The following is a 14204-nucleotide window of genomic DNA, read 5'->3' as shown; positions in this document are numbered from 1 at the left end:
ACTAATGCGCTCGGCTATTCACGCGAGCGCATGACCGCTCGCAGGTAGCGGGTGACCGATCCGTAACGGAACATAACGATTTCCCCGCAGCTTTCGAATTCGCCCAGCACCCTATTGCGCGGCTTCGACGACCGCGCTTTCCTGAATGTGTCCCGATTTTCTCGGACCGTCTCTCTCGCATCGTCGCGGATTTCCCGGTTTCTCTGCCGTGCCGATGGACTGTGGGATGGCAATCCGGGTGCGGGACTGCGCCGGAGCCGAGGGGCGCCCCTCCCGAAACCTCCTCGGCCCTGGCGTAACCAGGATTCCGATCGTGTCGCAGGGGTACACCATGCCAACCGAATACGCTCAGCGCAGTTTCAGAGCCGAAGAGCTACCGCCGGCCGCCGCACTGCTTCGCGCATTTCGTGAACCCGACGACGCCGACCGGCACCGGCACAGTGTGCTGCACGCCGCGCTGGAACTCGCCGAATGCCACCAGCGGCGGCACCAGGCGCTCGAGCGGGCGCACGCCCCCGGAGCCTCCAGCACGCAGGTCGCGGCATGCAGTCAGCTGGTAGAGGACATCGACGAGCACCGCGCCGAGTGGATCGGGCGCATAGACGCGTGGGTTGCCGCGAACATTCAGCACCGGTCGGGCGCTTCGCTGCACACGGAGACGCTCGGCGCGGTGATCGATCGCATCGCGGAGAAATGGATTGCCGCCCAATGTTCTTTGGGCGAGGAAATCACGATGCGGCCACATCCACTGCAGGTGGACGGGGAAGCTCACCTGCAGTGGACCAGGCTCGCGGAGCTGATCGACGGCTACCAGGATCTGATCACCGACGTCATCGAACACCGGCGCCGGCTGCCGGTGTGGTGATCAGCGCGTCTCGTCGACCTCGGCGTCGACCACCTCGGCGTCCACGAACCCCTCCGTCTCGGCCACCGGCGGCTTCGTGACCTGGACGTCATCGGCATCGTCTTGCAGATCGTGCTGCCCCGCCGCATCCCGGCGAGCCGCGGCGGCCGCCTCGTTCATCTCGATCGCGTCGGTGATCCACTCACCGATCTCCCGCGTGACCTCCGCGACAGTGCCGGTGATGATGTTGGCGATATTGCCGACGTGCCGGGCTCCAGAGGACGTCAATTCCTGAATGAGATCCTTGTTGCTTTCGAATTTCCCGATCATTACACGCCCGCTTCGCTCGGCTTTCGCTGACGCATCACGATAACACCGGGAGACGGTTCACTCTTCACCCAGCGCGGCGGCAGCGCGAGTTTGATAATCTTCTTCCAAACCGAGACGATCTGCTTACCGAGCGGGCCGGCGTTGTACGGCAGGCCGTATTTTTCACACAATGCGCGCACCGTCGGCGCCATCTCCGGATAGCGGCTCGCGGGCAGGTCGGGAAACAGGTGGTGTTCGATCTGGTGCGACAAATTGCCGGACATGATATGGAACAGCTTGCTTCCGGTGATGTCGGCCGAGCCGAGCATCTGGCGGATATACCACTCACCGCGCGTCTCCTCCGCGGTCTCCTCCTCGGTGAACGTCTGTACTCCGGTCGGGAAGTGGCCGCAGAAGATGATGGCGAAGGCCCACACGTTGCGCACCAGATTGGCGGCGGCGTTGCCGGCCAGCGTGTGGAAGAACAGTGGCCCGGTCAGCGCCGGGAACACCAGGTAGTCCTTGAGCACCTGCTTGCCCGCCTTGCGCCACTGGCCGAGGATCAACTGCTTGACCTCCGGCCACTTCCGGTCGCCGCGCAGGATCTTCTCGACCTCGAGATCGTGGCCCATCACCCCCCACTCGAACAGCATCATCAACACGAACGCGTACAGCGGCTGGCCGAGCCGCAGCACATTCCATTCCTGGGCCTCGTCCATCCGCAGGACGGAGTAGCCGATGTCGCGGTCCTTGTTGTGGATATTGGTGTAGGTGTGGTGCAGGTAGTTGTGCGAGTGCTTCCACTGGTCGGCCGGGCAGACCGTGTCCCACTCGAACACACGGGAATTCAGGCCCGGTTCGCGCATCCAGTCGTACTGGCCGTGCATCACGTTGTGCCCGATCTCCATATTGTCCAAGATCTTCGACACGCTCAGCGCCGCCACCGCGGCCAGCCAGAACGGCGGAAGGAAGCCGAGATACATCAGGCCGCGCCCGGCGATCTCGAAGCCCCGCTGCGCCTTGATGATCGAGTACAGGTACTCCCGGTCACGCTCGCCGAGATCGGCGACGATCGCGGCGCGCAGCTCGTCGAGTTCCCGGCCGAGCTCCTCGATCTGCTCCGGGCTCAGCACCAGTGGCCCGTCTTGGGTTTCGGTAAGGATGGTCACGATTGCTCCCCTTCGGTCTCAGATATCGATGTCGACGTCGCCGACCGGCGCGCTGATGCACAACTGGATCGGCTGGTCGGGATCGCTGTCGGTCTCGCCGGTGCGCAGATTGCGCGTGCAGCCGGAGCGGCGCACCGCGGTGCAGGAGAAGCAGATCCCCATGCGGCAGCCGTACTCCGGGCTCAGGCCCGCGGATTCGGCCTGCTCCAGCAGAGTCGCACCGTTGTTCTCGCCGCGCACCCCGCTCGCCGAGAAGCGCACCGTGCCGTGGGCTTGCGCGGCGTCGGCGGGCACGACCGACAGCGTGAACTCCTCGGTGTGCAGCCGGTCGTCCAACTGTTCGGCTCGGTAGATCGTGCGTACCGCGTCCATCAGCGATTGCGGACCGCACACATAGGTCTGCGCGTCGGCGAACCAGGGCGCGACGCGCTCCAGCTCGTCGTAGTGGAAGTACCCGCTGCCCTTCGGCTGCGCGAGGTCCACCCACGGCGCATCCGAGTCGACGCGTGGTTTGTCCGGTCGCCGCGGATGCCGCAGTTCGATGCGGAAGTTCTTGTGCCGCCGCGCGATCACGTCGAGCTCGGCCCGGTGCGGCAGCACCGCGGCCGACTTCGCGTAGTGCAGGAAGACGACCTCGCCCGGATGCTCCTCGTCGGCCAGCGTGCGCAGCATGGACAGCACCGGCGTGATGCCGCTGCCACCACTGATCAGCAGCACACGCTCCGGACGCGGCTCGGGCAACCGGAACACGCCGTCGGCGGGCGTCAGATCGACCACCATGCCCGGGACGGCCTTGTGGTAGAGGTACTGCGACACCACTCCGCCGGGATGCGCCTTCACCGTGAGCTCGATGTGGCGATCCCGGCCGCCTTCCGGGTTGACCGGCGAATAGCACCGGGTGTGCCGCACGCCATCGATCACCACGCCGAGCTGGACGTACTGTCCGGCGCGATGACCTTTCCACCGCCTGGTCGGACGCAGGGTGAGCGTCACCGAGCCAGGCGCCGAGTGGCGCACGCGAGTGATCTCCGCCCGCATGTCCCGCAGGGTAAGGGTGGGCCGGACCAGTTCCAGATACCGATCGAGCGGGTGCGGCGAGGTCAGGGTCTGCACCAGGTTGACGAGATCCACCATTCGTTCTCCGCCTCCAGTCGGGCTGACGACGTGCGATCCATATTTCAGTGCACGTCTGTACACTCAACTAGTGTGACCGATGACCATGGTCCGGTGTCAACCGGCGAAACATGTGACCCCAACAACAGTTATGGATAGACCGAATGGTGAACGGATGTATGCTCACCGGGATGAATGAGCAGGCAGCTACCCGAGGCGAACGCAAGGAGCGGACCAGGCAGGCACTGCTGGACGGCACCTTGGCGCTGGCCGCCGACCGCGGTTTCGCCGCGCTCAGCCTGCGAGAGATCGCCCGATCGGCCGGCATCGTGCCGACCGCGTTCTACCGGCACTTCGCGTCGCTGGAGGACCTGGGCGCGACACTGGTGGACGACGGCGTCACCGCGTTGCGCCTGGCGCTGCGCGAAGTGCGCCGCAACACGGACGCGAGCCTGTCGGACACGGTGCGGTTCGTGTTCACGCAGGTGGGCCCGAAGCGGGAGTTGTTCGGCTTCCTCACCAGGGAGCGGCACGGCGGATCGGCGGCGCTGCGCACGGCGATCGCCCGCGAGATCCAGTTGATCGTGCGGGAACTTGTCGCCGATCTGTCCCGGATCAGGGCCCTGGACGCCTGGACGCCGCGGGACCTGGAGATCGCCGCCGACCTGATGGTAACGACGGTGACCGACGGGATCGCCGCCTACGTGGCGGCCGCTCCGCGCGCGGAGCAGACGATCGTCGACCGCACCGTGCAGCAAATGCGCCTGATCGCACTGGGCATGGACGCGTGGCGGCCACCGAAGCGGAGGTGATCCGGCCACACACGGTCGAATCTCATCGGGCCGATCCGGAATCCTCCGGGCCCGAACCGGTCCGGACTTCCGCCGGGTCCGGCGACCGCACCGGCAGCAGCACCGCGAGTCCGGCCGCGAGCACGATCAGCAGCCCGGCGATGCCCGCGCGATCGGCGTCGAACAGCCAGACGAACACACCGAAAAGCGTTGGCGCCAGGAAGGACACCGCGCGGCCCGTGGTCGTGTACAAGCCGAAGAGCTGACCCTCGCGGCCCGGCGGGGCCAGCCGCGCCAGGAACGAGCGCGCCGCCGCCTGCGCGGGACCGACGAAAACCGTGAGCAGCAACCCGAAGATCCAGAACATCAGCGGGCCGGACACCACCAGCAGCGCGAGCCCGCACACCAGCATCGCGGCCAGCGATACCACGATGACGATCTTCGGACCGGAGCGGTCGTCGAAGCGGCCCGCGACGATCGCACCGAGCGCGGCAACCACATTGGCGGCGATCCCGAACAGCAGCACGTCCGAGTCGTCGATGCCGTAGACCCGCACGGCCAGCACCGCCCCGAAGGTGAACACTCCGGCCAGACCGTCGCGGAACACGGCGCTGGCCAGCAGAAAGCCGACCGTGCGCCGGTCGGTGCGCCACAGCTCGCGCAAATCGCGCCAGAGCACCCGGTACGAGGCGAAGAAGCCTGCGCTCGCCGCGCCGGGGTCGGCGTCCGTCCGGGGCAATTCGGGCACCGCGAACATGACCGGCAGCGCGAAGGCGGCGAACCACACGGCGGCCAGCACCGCGATGAGGCGGATGTTGAGCCCGTCGTCGGTGGGCACGCCCAGCAGCCCGCGATTGTCGCCCTCGCCGGCGATGAAACCGGTGTAGCAGATCAACAGCAGGAAGATGCCGCCGAAATAACCCATCGCCCAGCCGAATCCGGAGACCCGGCCGACGGTCTGCGGCGTGGACACCTGCCGCAGCATCGCGTTGTACGGGATGTTCGACAACTCGAAACACGCCGACGCGAACGCCAGCAGCACCAAGCCGAGCCACAAGTCGTGATAGTCGTCGTGCACGAAGAACATCAGCGCCATCGCGGCGATAATGAGCGCGGTCAGCACGCCGAGGGAGTGTTTGCGTTTCGCCGACGCGTCGAAGCGCTGTCCGCTGATCGGCGCGGTCAATGCCACGATCAGGCCCGCGATACCCAGCGCCCAGCCCAGCCAGGCGCTGGCGGAGACCGCGCCGGGCAGGTCGTCGCCGACCTTGTCGGTGAGATACACCGAGAAGACGAAGGTGAGGATGACGGCGTTGAACGCGGAAGACCCCCAGTCCCACAGCCCCCACGCCACCACCTGCCCGCGCCCGGCGGCCTGCCCAACCGTCGCCCGCGCGTTCGCCTCGGTCATGCCGCGCAGCTTAATGGGCGCGGCCGGTCGGCGTGGGCTGTCTCGCCACAGCTATGCACCCAGTTGCATAGTACCGATTGTCACGGCTACCCTCACCGCATGGCACTCGAGCATGCGTTGCTGGTATCGCTGAGCGAGCGCGCCGGCTCGGGTTACGAGTTGGCGCGCCGATTCGACAAGTCCATCGGCTACTTCTGGAACGCGACCCACCAGCAGATCTATCGCGTCCTCAAGCGGATGGAGGAGTCCGGCTGGGTCGACGGCGAATCCGTGGTTCAGGAGGGCAGGCCGGACAAGAAGGTGTACTCGGTGAGCGAGGCGGGCCGCACCGAACTTGCCCGCTGGATCGCCGAACCGAGCGACTCCGGCACCCCGCGCAACGAACTCGCGGTAAAGATCCGCGCCGCCGCCTACGGCGACATCACGGCGTTGCGCGCCGAGGTGGCCCGCCACCGCGACCAGCACGCCCAGCGGCTCGAGCTGTACCGGCACATCGAGAAACGTGACTTCCCGGCCCCGGACCAGCTCACAGGGACCACCCTGCACCAGTACCTCGTCCTGCGCGCGGGCATCCGCGTGGAGTCGGGATTCGTCGAATGGTGCGACGAAGTTCTGCAAGCACTGCATCCGCGCGCCGCAGCCCCGCACGCGGATTGACGGAGAAAGGCGACCTCACCGATGAGCTCCTTCCCCCACCTGTTCGAGCCGCTGGATCTCGGCTTCACCACCTTGCGCAACCGCGTGGTGATGGGCTCGATGCACACCGGTCTGGAGGACCGCGCCTGGGACACCAACAAACTGGCCTCCTACTTCGCCGAACGCGCACGCGGCGGCGCGGGCCTGATCATCACCGGCGGCTACGCGCCCAACCGCGCGGGCTGGCTGCTGCCGTTCGGCGCGAAACTGACCAACAAGACCGAGGCATACCGGCACCGGACGATCACCAAGGCGGTGCACGAGCAGGGCGGCAAGATCGCCATCCAGATCCTGCACGCCGGTCGCTACTCCTATATGCCCGGCAGCGTCTCGGCGTCGTCGATCAAGGCCCCGATCAACCCGTTCCGGCCGCGCAAGCTCTCGGCCAAGGGCATCGAGCGGACCATCGACGACTACGCGCGCTGCGCGAAGCTGGCCCAGTTCGCCGGGTACGACGGCTGCGAGATCATGGGCGGTGAAGGCTATTTCATCAACCAGTTCCTCGCGCCGCGCACCAACAAGCGCACCGACGAATGGGGCGGCTGCGCGGAGAACCGGCGCCGGATCGCGGTGGAGATCGTCCGCCGCACTCGCGCCGCGGTCGGCCCGGACTTCATCATCGTGTTCCGGCTGTCCATGGCCGAGCTGGTGGAGAAGGGTCAGACTTTCGACGAGATCGTCGCGCTGGCAAAGGAACTCGAAGCCGCCGGCGTGAACATCCTCAACACCGATATCGGCTGGCACGAAGCGCGGGTGCCGACCATCGTGACCTCCGTGCCCCGCGCGGCCTTCGTCGAGTTCACCGCGAAGATCACCGCCCAGGTGAACATTCCGGTCTGCGCGTCCAACCGGATCAACATGCCCGAGGTGGCCGAGGAGATCCTGACCCGCGGTGACGCCCAGCTGATTTCGCTGGCCCGCCCGTTCCTCGCCGACCCGGAATGGGTGAACAAGGCCGCGCAGGATCGCGTCGACGAGATCAACACCTGCATCGCCTGCAACCAGGCCTGCCTGGACCACGCGTTCCAGCACAAGACGGTGTCCTGCCTGCTCAACCCGCGTGCCGGGCACGAGACCGAGCTGAAGCTGCTGCCGACCCGCCGCACCAAGCGCATCGCGGTGGTCGGCGCCGGCCCGGCCGGGCTGGCCGCGGCGGTGAACCTCGCCGAACGCGGCCACCGCGTCGAGCTGTTCGAGGCCGACGACAAGATCGGCGGCCAGTTCGACATCGCCCGCCGCATCCCCGGCAAAGAGGAGTTCGGCGAGTCGATTCGCTACTACAACCGGATGCTCGAGCGCACCGGTGTCACCGTGCACCTGAACAAGCGGGTGGGCGCCGACGAACTCATCGCGGGCCGCTACGACGAGGTGGTGCTCGCCACCGGCGTGCAGCCGCGCATCCCCGACATTCCCGGCATCGATCATCCGATGGTGTTGTCGTACGCCGAGCTGGTCCGCGAAGAGAAGCCGGTCGGCAAGCGCGTCGCCGTGATCGGCGCGGGCGGAATCGGGTACGACGTCAGCGAATTCCTCATCGTCGACGGTCATCCCACGCTCAAGCTGGACGAGTGGAAGGAAGAGTGGGGCGTCACGTCCGACGACGAGCAGGTTCCCGGACAGCTCACCACCCCGAGGCCAGCTCCCGCGGCACGCGAAGTCGTTCTGCTGCAACGCAAGACCACACCGTTCGGCAAGGATCTCGGCAAGACCACGGGTTGGGTGCACCGCGCCGCGCTGAAGGCCAAGGGCGTCGACCAGATCGGTGGCGTGAACTACGAACGCATCGACGACAGTGGCCTGCACATCAGCTTCGGCGAGAAACGTCAACGGCCGCAGCTGATCCCGGTCGACAACGTGGTGATCTGCGCGGGCCAGGAGTCCGTCCGGGACTTGGCGGCCCCGCTGCGCGCCGCCGGTGTCAGCCTGCACCTCATCGGCGGCGCCGAGCTGGCCGCAGAACTCGACGCCAAACGGGCCATCGACCAGGGCACCCGCCTCGCCGCCCGGCTGTGAACGACCCCGGCGGCCGGGCATCGACGCCCGGCCGCCGTTGCGGTTGGGTGCGTGACCAGCCCGCAAAGTAGTGCACCTGCCACCGCGGGACGCATTGCCCGCACCGCGCGGCGATATGTGCTGCCTCTGTGAGTGCGCAACTCGCCGCACCGCACCGGCCGCTGCGGCAGCACTGCTGCCACCGGAAAACAGGCGACAGGCCACACCACATCTCGGCCCCCGGCGACGGCGGTGACCGCCATGGCGCAAGAACTGCACCACAGCGCATTCGGGCCCCGCCCTATCAGCGCGGCCGCCACGGTAGGGGCGGGTGGTGCCGCGCTTCGCCCAGGCGTACCTCCGCCTTCCGCTCCGGCCGTGCGCGGGTATAGGACGACGTCCGGCAGCGCCCATTATGCTGCACCGGTGAGCCTGCCCTCCCCCACTTCCGAGAACCGCGCGGTCGTCACCGGCGCCTCCTCCGGCATCGGCACCGCGCTCGCCGCCGAGCTCGCCGCGCGCGGCTACTCGCTGATCCTGGTCGCCCGCCGCGAGGAGCTGCTCACCGAGCTGGCGCAGCGGCTGACCCTGGCCCACGGCATCACCGCCGAGGTGCGCCCCGTCGACTTGGCCGACCGCGCCCAGCGCGGCGTGCTGGCGCAGGAGCTGGCCGCGCGCGATATCGCCATCCTGTGCAACAACGCGGGCATCGCGACCTTCGGCGCCGTCGCGGACCTCGACCCCGACCACGAACGCGCACAGATGGAACTCAACGCCGTCGCCGTGCACGATCTGACGCTGGCCGTACTGCCCGGCATGATCGCCCGTGGCGGCGGGGGGATCCTGATCAGCGGCTCGGCCGCAGGCAATATGCCGATCCCGAACAATGCCACCTACGCCGCGAGCAAGGCGTTCGCGAACACTTTCGCCGAGTCGCTGCGCGGCGAACTGAAGGGCTCCGGCGTGCACGTCACCCTGCTGGCCCCCGGCCCGGTCCGCACCGACACTCCTGACCCCGCGGATGCCTCCATCGTGGACCGGATGGTGCCCGACTTCATGTGGGTCTCCTCGGATCAGACCGCCAAGGTTTCCATCGACGCACTTGCCCGTAACAAGATGCGCGTTGTTCCCGGCTTGATCAGCAAGGGAATGAGCGTGGCGGGACAATACGGGCCCCGCGCGCTCACCGCACCCATCGCGGGCGCGTTCTACAAGAAACTCGGCGGCTGAGCGACCCGCGGCACCACAGCTTCAACAACGTCGAAAAGGACCAGCGACTCGTGGGTGGACCGACTGCTGGGCACCGTGGAATCGTGCTCAGCGGCGCCGGGTGCCGAAGAGGGTGCGGGTGATCTCGCGGCCCGCCGCGCTGGCGGCCGAGCGCAGGAAGCTCCGCACCGCGGGGTTCTTCATGATCCGCTCGGCAGCCGACTCCTCCTCGCGCGTCGCGGCGCGGCCCGGGACGGGAGCGGGCTCCGGCTCCCGCGACGCCGCGGCCACTTTCGCGGCGAGCAATTCGTAGGCCGACTCGCGGTCGAAGGTCTGTCCATACTTCGCGGCCAGCGGGCTGGACAAAGCCCGCGATTTGATCACGTCCGGGCCGATGGTGTCCATCAGTGACCGCGGCGGCTGGATCCTGGTCCAGGCGACCGGCGTCGGCGCGCCCTGCTCGGAGAGCACCGTCACGATGGCCTCGCCCGTGCCGAGCGAGGTGAGTACCTCCGCCAGGTCGTAGACGTCGGTTCTGGGATAGGTGCGCACCGTCTTCGACAGCGCCTTCTGATCGTCCGGGGTGAACGCGCGCAGCGCGTGCTGGATTCGCGCACCGAGCTGGGAGAGCACCGGATTCGGTATGTCGGTGGGCAGTTGGGTGCAGAAGAACACACCGACGCCCTTGGACCGGATCAGCTTGACCGTCTGCTCCACCTGATCCAGAAACGCTTTCGAGGCGTCGGAGAAAAGCAGATGCGCCTCGTCGAAGATGAAGACCAGCGCGGGCTTGTCCACGTCGCCGACCTCGGGCAGCGTCTGGAAGAGATCGGCGAGCACCCACATCAAGAAGGTGGAGAACATGACCGGCCGCGCCGCCTGAGCGCCCAGCTCGAACAGCGTGATCACACCCTGCCCGTCCACGAGTCGCACCAGGTCGGCCGGGTCGAGTTCCGGTTCGCCGAAGAACGTGTCGCCGCCGTCGGCTTCCAGGTTCGTCAAAGCGCGCAGGATCACCCCGGCGGTGGACGCGGGCACGCCGCCGATGCCCTCCAGGTCCGCCTTGCCGTCGGGGCTGGTGAGATGCGTGACCACGGCGCGCAGGTCCTTCAGATCCAGCAGCGCCAGACCGTTGCGGTCGGCCCAGTGGAAGATCAGGCCGAGGGTGGATTCCTGGGTCTGGTTGAGACCGAGCACTTTGCTCAGCAATACCGGGCCGAAAGAGGTGATGGTCGCGCGGATCGGAACGCCGATCCCGCCGGTGCCCACGGAGACGAATTCCGTCGGAAACGTTTGTGGCGCCCAGTCCTCGGCCCCGGTCTCCGCGGCGCGCGCGGCGAGCTTCTCGTTCGCCCCTCCCGCCTCGGCCAAGCCCGACAGATCACCCTTGATATCGGCGAGCACGACCGGAATCCCCGCGCGCGACAGCTGCTCGGCGATGCCCTGCAGCGTCTTCGTCTTGCCGGTTCCGGTGGCCCCGGCGACCAGGCCGTGCCGGTTCAGCGTCCGCATCGGAATCCGGACGTGTGCGCCGGGATCCACCCTTCCGTCCACCACAACGGTGCCCAGCTCGAGCGCCGCGCCCGCGAACGCGTATCCCGCGGCGATCTCCTGTGCGGCGCTCACGCCCGTCGACTCGGCTCGTTTCGCGGTCGCAGCGGCGTCGGCGCCGGACGCCTGCTGCTCGGCCAGTTCGCGTTCCGCTGCCTCGGCCGTGGCCGCCGCCTCCGCCGCGACCCGCGCCGCTTCGTCGGCGGCCTTACGCGCCGCGGCTGCCTTCTCCTGCGGGGTTGTCATCGCACGTCCTCCGTCCTGGTTCGACTCGGACTGCTTTACGCAGTATTTGCTGTCGCACCGAAAAGGCCCTGTGCCGATCTGGGAAGAACTGTATCCCCGCCGGTCGGGTTCGCCACGCTCATCGGCGGCTTCCGACAGCCGCGCCGATTCGGGCGCGCACGCGGACGACGGCCGTCGTCCGCGGCACGCGAGGAGTCGGCGAACGTGCCGTACCGAGGGGCCGGGCGATTCGATCCGGCTAATGTTGCACGAGTGTCCGACAAATACATGGTGTGGATGGATTGCGAGATGACCGGCCTGCGCCTGGACAGCGACAAGCTGATCGAGGTGGCCGCGCTCGTGACCGACAGCGATCTCAACATCCTCGGCGAGGGCGTGGACATCGTCATCCACGCCGACGACGACGCTCTGGCCGCGATGCCAGCGGTGGTCGCCGAGATGCACGCGCGCTCCGGCCTGACCGAGGAGGTGCGCCGCTCCACTGTCACCCTCGAGGAGGCCGAACAGCGGATCCTCGACTACATCCGCGAGTACATCCCCACCCCCCGCACCGTGCCGCTGGCCGGTAACTCGATCGCCACCGACCGCGGTTTCATCGCCAGGGACATGCCGCTGCTGGACGCCCACCTGCACTACCGGATGGTCGACGTGAGCTCGATCAAGGAACTGTGCCGCCGCTGGTACCCGCGCATCTACTTCGGCCAGCCGGAAAAAGGCCTGAGCCACCGCGCGCTGGCCGACATCAAGGAGTCCATCCGCGAGCTGGAGTACTACCGGCGCACCGCGTTCGTCGCCCCGCCCGGGCCATCCACCACCGAGATCGCCGCGGTCGCCGCCGAGGTGGCCGAGGAGGTCGTCGAAGAGGTCGCTGAATCGGCCCAGGTCAACGGCTCGCCGGAAACCGATTAGGGAGTCGGCGGGGTGACACGCTAATATCTAGCCCGCCGGTTGTTCACCGGCGATGGTGAGCGTAGTTCAGTTGGTAGAGCACCAGGTTGTGATCCTGGCTGTCGCGGGTTCGAGTCCCGTCGCTCACCCGGAGAACCTGCTGGTCAGGGGCTCGAAATTCGAGCTCCTGACCAGCGGTCAACGAACCGTGCATGTGAGGGGATGTCGGCACTAGCGCCATCTACGACCCGGAAGGGTTACAGATGTCCAGTATCGGCACCGCTCCCGCCGCGACGGCAGCACCCACACCCAGATCCTGTTCCGCCGCCACGGCGTCCAGTCGTCCCAGAGTTTCGATGATCCCACCGGGGCGGTGCGCTGGCGGCGCCTGCTGGACCAGGTCGGGCCGGACAAGGCGCTGCAGGTCTTGGCCGCCGAACACGCCACCACAGTGGATGCCGTCACGTGGACCGTGGGCGAGTGGTCCCGCCACTACATCGACCACCTGACCGGTATCGAAGAGGAGACCGGTGTGAGTATCGCCGGTACGCGGACAACGACATCTCACCCCTCGACGAAGCCGAGGACGAGGTTCTCGCCCAGCAACAGGCCAATGTCCTCCTCGAGATGGCACGATGGCAAGCGGCCCAGAAAACCGACGGCACCACCCGCCTATAACAGTCGGCTTCGATCACCAACGTCCACCCGCAAACCGCAGGTCGTCCCCGTTTCCATCTTCGACACGCCCCGCCGGGAGCACGATCGGTGGCGGCGGGTGACCGTCGGAATCACGGGTCCGCCGCGATCCATGCCCTGCTCCTGAGCCGTGGCTCGGGTCGCCGATCTTTCGGCCTCAGGCAGCGGCGTGCGGAACGCGTGTCTGCACTGTTTGGATCACGTGGACGCACAGCTCGCCGGATTCGTCGGTGATTTGTACACCCACCACCACTGCATTGCGGCTGATCCGCATCGGCTCGGCGACCGCATGCGCCGCTCCGCGGACCGGACGCAGGAAATGCGTCGTCGAATCGGCCGTCGCGGGCAGCGCCCCCGGGGCGGAATTGAGCACCGCGCAGACCGCGGCAACCGCATCGGCCAACCCCATCAGGGCACCGCCGTGCAGGCCACCCCCTGTGGTCGACAGCTCGACGGTGTGGGTCAGGCGGGCAGTGACTGCGGCGGCTGTGAGTTCGGTGAACTCCACTCCGAGGGTGCGGACGAACGGAGCAAGTCGGTAGACGTCTTCGGTGGTAATGGTCATGGTCGGCCTCTCACTCTTGTAGAGACTTCACTCTACAAGGTGTCTGGAGAGTAATCTCTACAGCGTGGTGAGATTCGTACACGACACCGCGGCGATCCTCGACGCTGCTGCGCGGCTGCTGGCTACGCAGGGTCCCGCTGGCGTCACGATGTCCGGTGTGATCCGGGAATCCGGTGCACCGAGCGGGTCGGTCTACCATCGCTTCGCCGACCGGCCCTCACTGCTGGCTGCCCTGTGGAACAGGGCCGTCGGGCAGCTGCATCGGGACGCCTACGACCTGTTCGACGAGGACGATCCGGTCGAGGCCGCCGCCGCGATCACAGGCCACATCGTGCGGTGGTGCCGGAGCAGCCCGCTCGATGCGCAGGTCCTGCTCGCGGGTGTCCACCACTTTGCTCCCCAGAGCTGGCCCGCCACCGCACGTGAGGAGCGCGCCCGCGAAGCAGCCCGGTGGGATGCAGCCATCCGCGAACTCGTCCACTCGTTACGCACCGAAACCGGATTGTCCACGGCAACGATCGTTCTCACCGTTGTCGACCTGCCCTACGCCGCGGTGCGGCGATATCTCACTGCCGACCGGCCGATACCCACAGAACTCGACGTCCAGGTACCAACCATGGTGCGCACCCTGCTGAACAGCTTGCCAGCCGAAGCGGACAGAGCCACCGTTTGATCGAGCACCGAAATGTACGACCCACTCGACGAGCGCGGCAAACGCCGATAC

At 67.3% G+C, this 14204-nt stretch carries 14 protein-coding genes and 1 tRNA gene; 8 read left to right on the top strand and 7 right to left on the bottom strand.

The genetic code is table 11. The features are described 5' to 3' along the window. Positions 1-331: 331 nt before the first annotated feature. The gene (locus AB0M45_RS26090; RefSeq protein ID WP_364334438.1) at positions 332-865 is read left to right on the top strand and encodes a DUF4254 domain-containing protein; all 534 of its coding nucleotides are present in this window, start codon (positions 332-334) and stop codon (positions 863-865) included. Here the strand turns inward: AB0M45_RS26090 and AB0M45_RS26085 are convergent, their stop codons facing one another. The 3 genes from AB0M45_RS26085 to AB0M45_RS26075 are packed head-to-tail and all read right to left on the bottom strand — an operon-like array spanning position 866 to position 3456. Further along, the gene (locus AB0M45_RS26085) at positions 866-1174 is read right to left on the bottom strand and encodes a hypothetical protein (RefSeq protein ID WP_364334435.1); all 309 of its coding nucleotides are present in this window, start codon (positions 1172-1174) and stop codon (positions 866-868) included. After that, a complete protein-coding gene (locus AB0M45_RS26080) occupies positions 1174-2322 on the bottom strand; it encodes an acyl-CoA desaturase (RefSeq protein ID WP_364334432.1) in 1149 nt (382 codons plus the stop codon). The genes AB0M45_RS26085 and AB0M45_RS26080 overlap by 1 nt, the downstream gene beginning before the upstream one ends. Before the next feature lie 18 nt (positions 2323-2340). Next, positions 2341-3456 carry an FAD-binding oxidoreductase gene (locus tag AB0M45_RS26075; protein ID WP_364334429.1) on the bottom strand — a complete coding sequence of 372 codons (1116 nt, stop codon included), beginning with the start codon at positions 3454-3456 and terminating at the stop codon, positions 2341-2343. 170 nt (positions 3457-3626) lie between these two features. Here AB0M45_RS26075 and AB0M45_RS26070 point away from each other — a divergent pair, with 170 nt between their 5' ends. Then, on the top strand, positions 3627-4247 hold the full coding sequence (locus AB0M45_RS26070) for a TetR family transcriptional regulator (protein WP_364334426.1): 621 nt from the start codon (positions 3627-3629) through the stop codon (positions 4245-4247). A gap of 22 nt (positions 4248-4269) precedes the next feature. On the opposite strand, the gene AB0M45_RS26065 is transcribed toward AB0M45_RS26070, so the two are convergent. Beyond that, positions 4270-5637 carry an MFS transporter gene (locus tag AB0M45_RS26065; protein ID WP_364334423.1) on the bottom strand — a complete coding sequence of 456 codons (1368 nt, stop codon included), beginning with the start codon at positions 5635-5637 and terminating at the stop codon, positions 4270-4272. A 99-nt stretch (positions 5638-5736) separates the two neighbouring features. Between AB0M45_RS26065 and AB0M45_RS26060 the strand changes: the two genes are divergently transcribed. The 3 genes from AB0M45_RS26060 (at position 5737) to cmrA (ending at position 9555) form a co-directional block, all read left to right on the top strand. Beyond that, on the top strand, positions 5737-6294 hold the full coding sequence (locus AB0M45_RS26060; RefSeq protein ID WP_364334420.1) for a PadR family transcriptional regulator: 558 nt from the start codon (positions 5737-5739) through the stop codon (positions 6292-6294). A gap of 21 nt (positions 6295-6315) precedes the next feature. Continuing rightward, a complete protein-coding gene (locus AB0M45_RS26055; RefSeq protein WP_364334417.1) occupies positions 6316-8346 on the top strand; it encodes an NADPH-dependent 2,4-dienoyl-CoA reductase in 2031 nt (676 codons plus the stop codon). 405 nt (positions 8347-8751) lie between these two features. Beyond that, entirely contained in the window at positions 8752-9555 is an 804-nt protein-coding gene (cmrA, locus tag AB0M45_RS26050; RefSeq protein ID WP_364334413.1) for a mycolate reductase, read from the top strand. A gap of 87 nt (positions 9556-9642) precedes the next feature. Here the strand turns inward: cmrA and AB0M45_RS26045 are convergent, their stop codons facing one another. Beyond that, positions 9643-11331, bottom strand: a complete 1689-nt coding sequence (locus AB0M45_RS26045) for a helicase HerA-like domain-containing protein (protein WP_364334410.1) — start codon at positions 11329-11331, stop codon at positions 9643-9645. Positions 11332-11583: 252 nt separating this feature from the next. Between AB0M45_RS26045 and orn the strand changes: the two genes are divergently transcribed. Continuing rightward, entirely contained in the window at positions 11584-12240 is a 657-nt protein-coding gene (orn, locus tag AB0M45_RS26040) for an oligoribonuclease (protein ID WP_364334407.1), read from the top strand. Positions 12241-12295: 55 nt separating this feature from the next. Next, a tRNA-His gene (locus AB0M45_RS26035) sits at positions 12296-12368 on the top strand. A gap of 92 nt (positions 12369-12460) precedes the next feature. Here AB0M45_RS26035 and AB0M45_RS26030 read toward each other — a convergent pair. Then, positions 12461-12712 carry a hypothetical protein gene (locus AB0M45_RS26030; RefSeq protein ID WP_364334404.1) on the bottom strand — a complete coding sequence of 84 codons (252 nt, stop codon included), beginning with the start codon at positions 12710-12712 and terminating at the stop codon, positions 12461-12463. Positions 12713-13072: 360 nt separating this feature from the next. Further along, positions 13073-13480, bottom strand: coding sequence for a PaaI family thioesterase (locus AB0M45_RS26025; protein WP_364334401.1), 408 nt, complete (start codon positions 13478-13480; stop codon positions 13073-13075). A gap of 64 nt (positions 13481-13544) precedes the next feature. On the opposite strand from AB0M45_RS26025, the gene AB0M45_RS26020 reads away from it, so the two are divergent. Continuing rightward, positions 13545-14153, top strand: a complete 609-nt coding sequence (locus AB0M45_RS26020) for a TetR/AcrR family transcriptional regulator (protein WP_364334398.1) — start codon at positions 13545-13547, stop codon at positions 14151-14153. Positions 14154-14204 lie beyond the last annotated feature (51 nt).

It is taken from the genome of Nocardia sp. NPDC051787 (genome assembly GCF_040681325.1).
Classification (GTDB): Bacteria; Actinomycetota; Actinomycetes; order Mycobacteriales; family Mycobacteriaceae; genus Nocardia.
Note: the sequence above shows the minus strand (reverse complement) of the source record. Positions and strands in the feature narration are given on the sequence as shown.

Bases quoted from the DNA above. Each gene is read 5' to 3' on its own strand.
- AB0M45_RS26090 (WP_364334438.1), top strand. From the start codon at position 332: ATGCCAACCGAATACGCTCAGCGCAGTTTCAGAGCCGAAGAGCTACCG.
- AB0M45_RS26085 (WP_364334435.1), bottom strand. From the start codon at position 1,174: ATGATCGGGAAATTCGAAAGCAACAAGGATCTCATTCAGGAATTGACG.
- AB0M45_RS26075 (WP_364334429.1), bottom strand. From the start codon at position 3,456: ATGGTGGATCTCGTCAACCTGGTGCAGACCCTGACCTCGCCGCACCCG.
- AB0M45_RS26070 (WP_364334426.1), top strand. From the start codon at position 3,627: ATGAATGAGCAGGCAGCTACCCGAGGCGAACGCAAGGAGCGGACCAGG.
- AB0M45_RS26065 (WP_364334423.1), bottom strand. From the start codon at position 5,637: ATGACCGAGGCGAACGCGCGGGCGACGGTTGGGCAGGCCGCCGGGCGC.
- AB0M45_RS26060 (WP_364334420.1), top strand. From the start codon at position 5,737: ATGGCACTCGAGCATGCGTTGCTGGTATCGCTGAGCGAGCGCGCCGGC.
- AB0M45_RS26055 (WP_364334417.1), top strand. From the start codon at position 6,316: ATGAGCTCCTTCCCCCACCTGTTCGAGCCGCTGGATCTCGGCTTCACC.
- AB0M45_RS26045 (WP_364334410.1), bottom strand. From the start codon at position 11,331: ATGACAACCCCGCAGGAGAAGGCAGCCGCGGCGCGTAAGGCCGCCGAC.
- AB0M45_RS26025 (WP_364334401.1), bottom strand. From the start codon at position 13,480: ATGACCATTACCACCGAAGACGTCTACCGACTTGCTCCGTTCGTCCGC.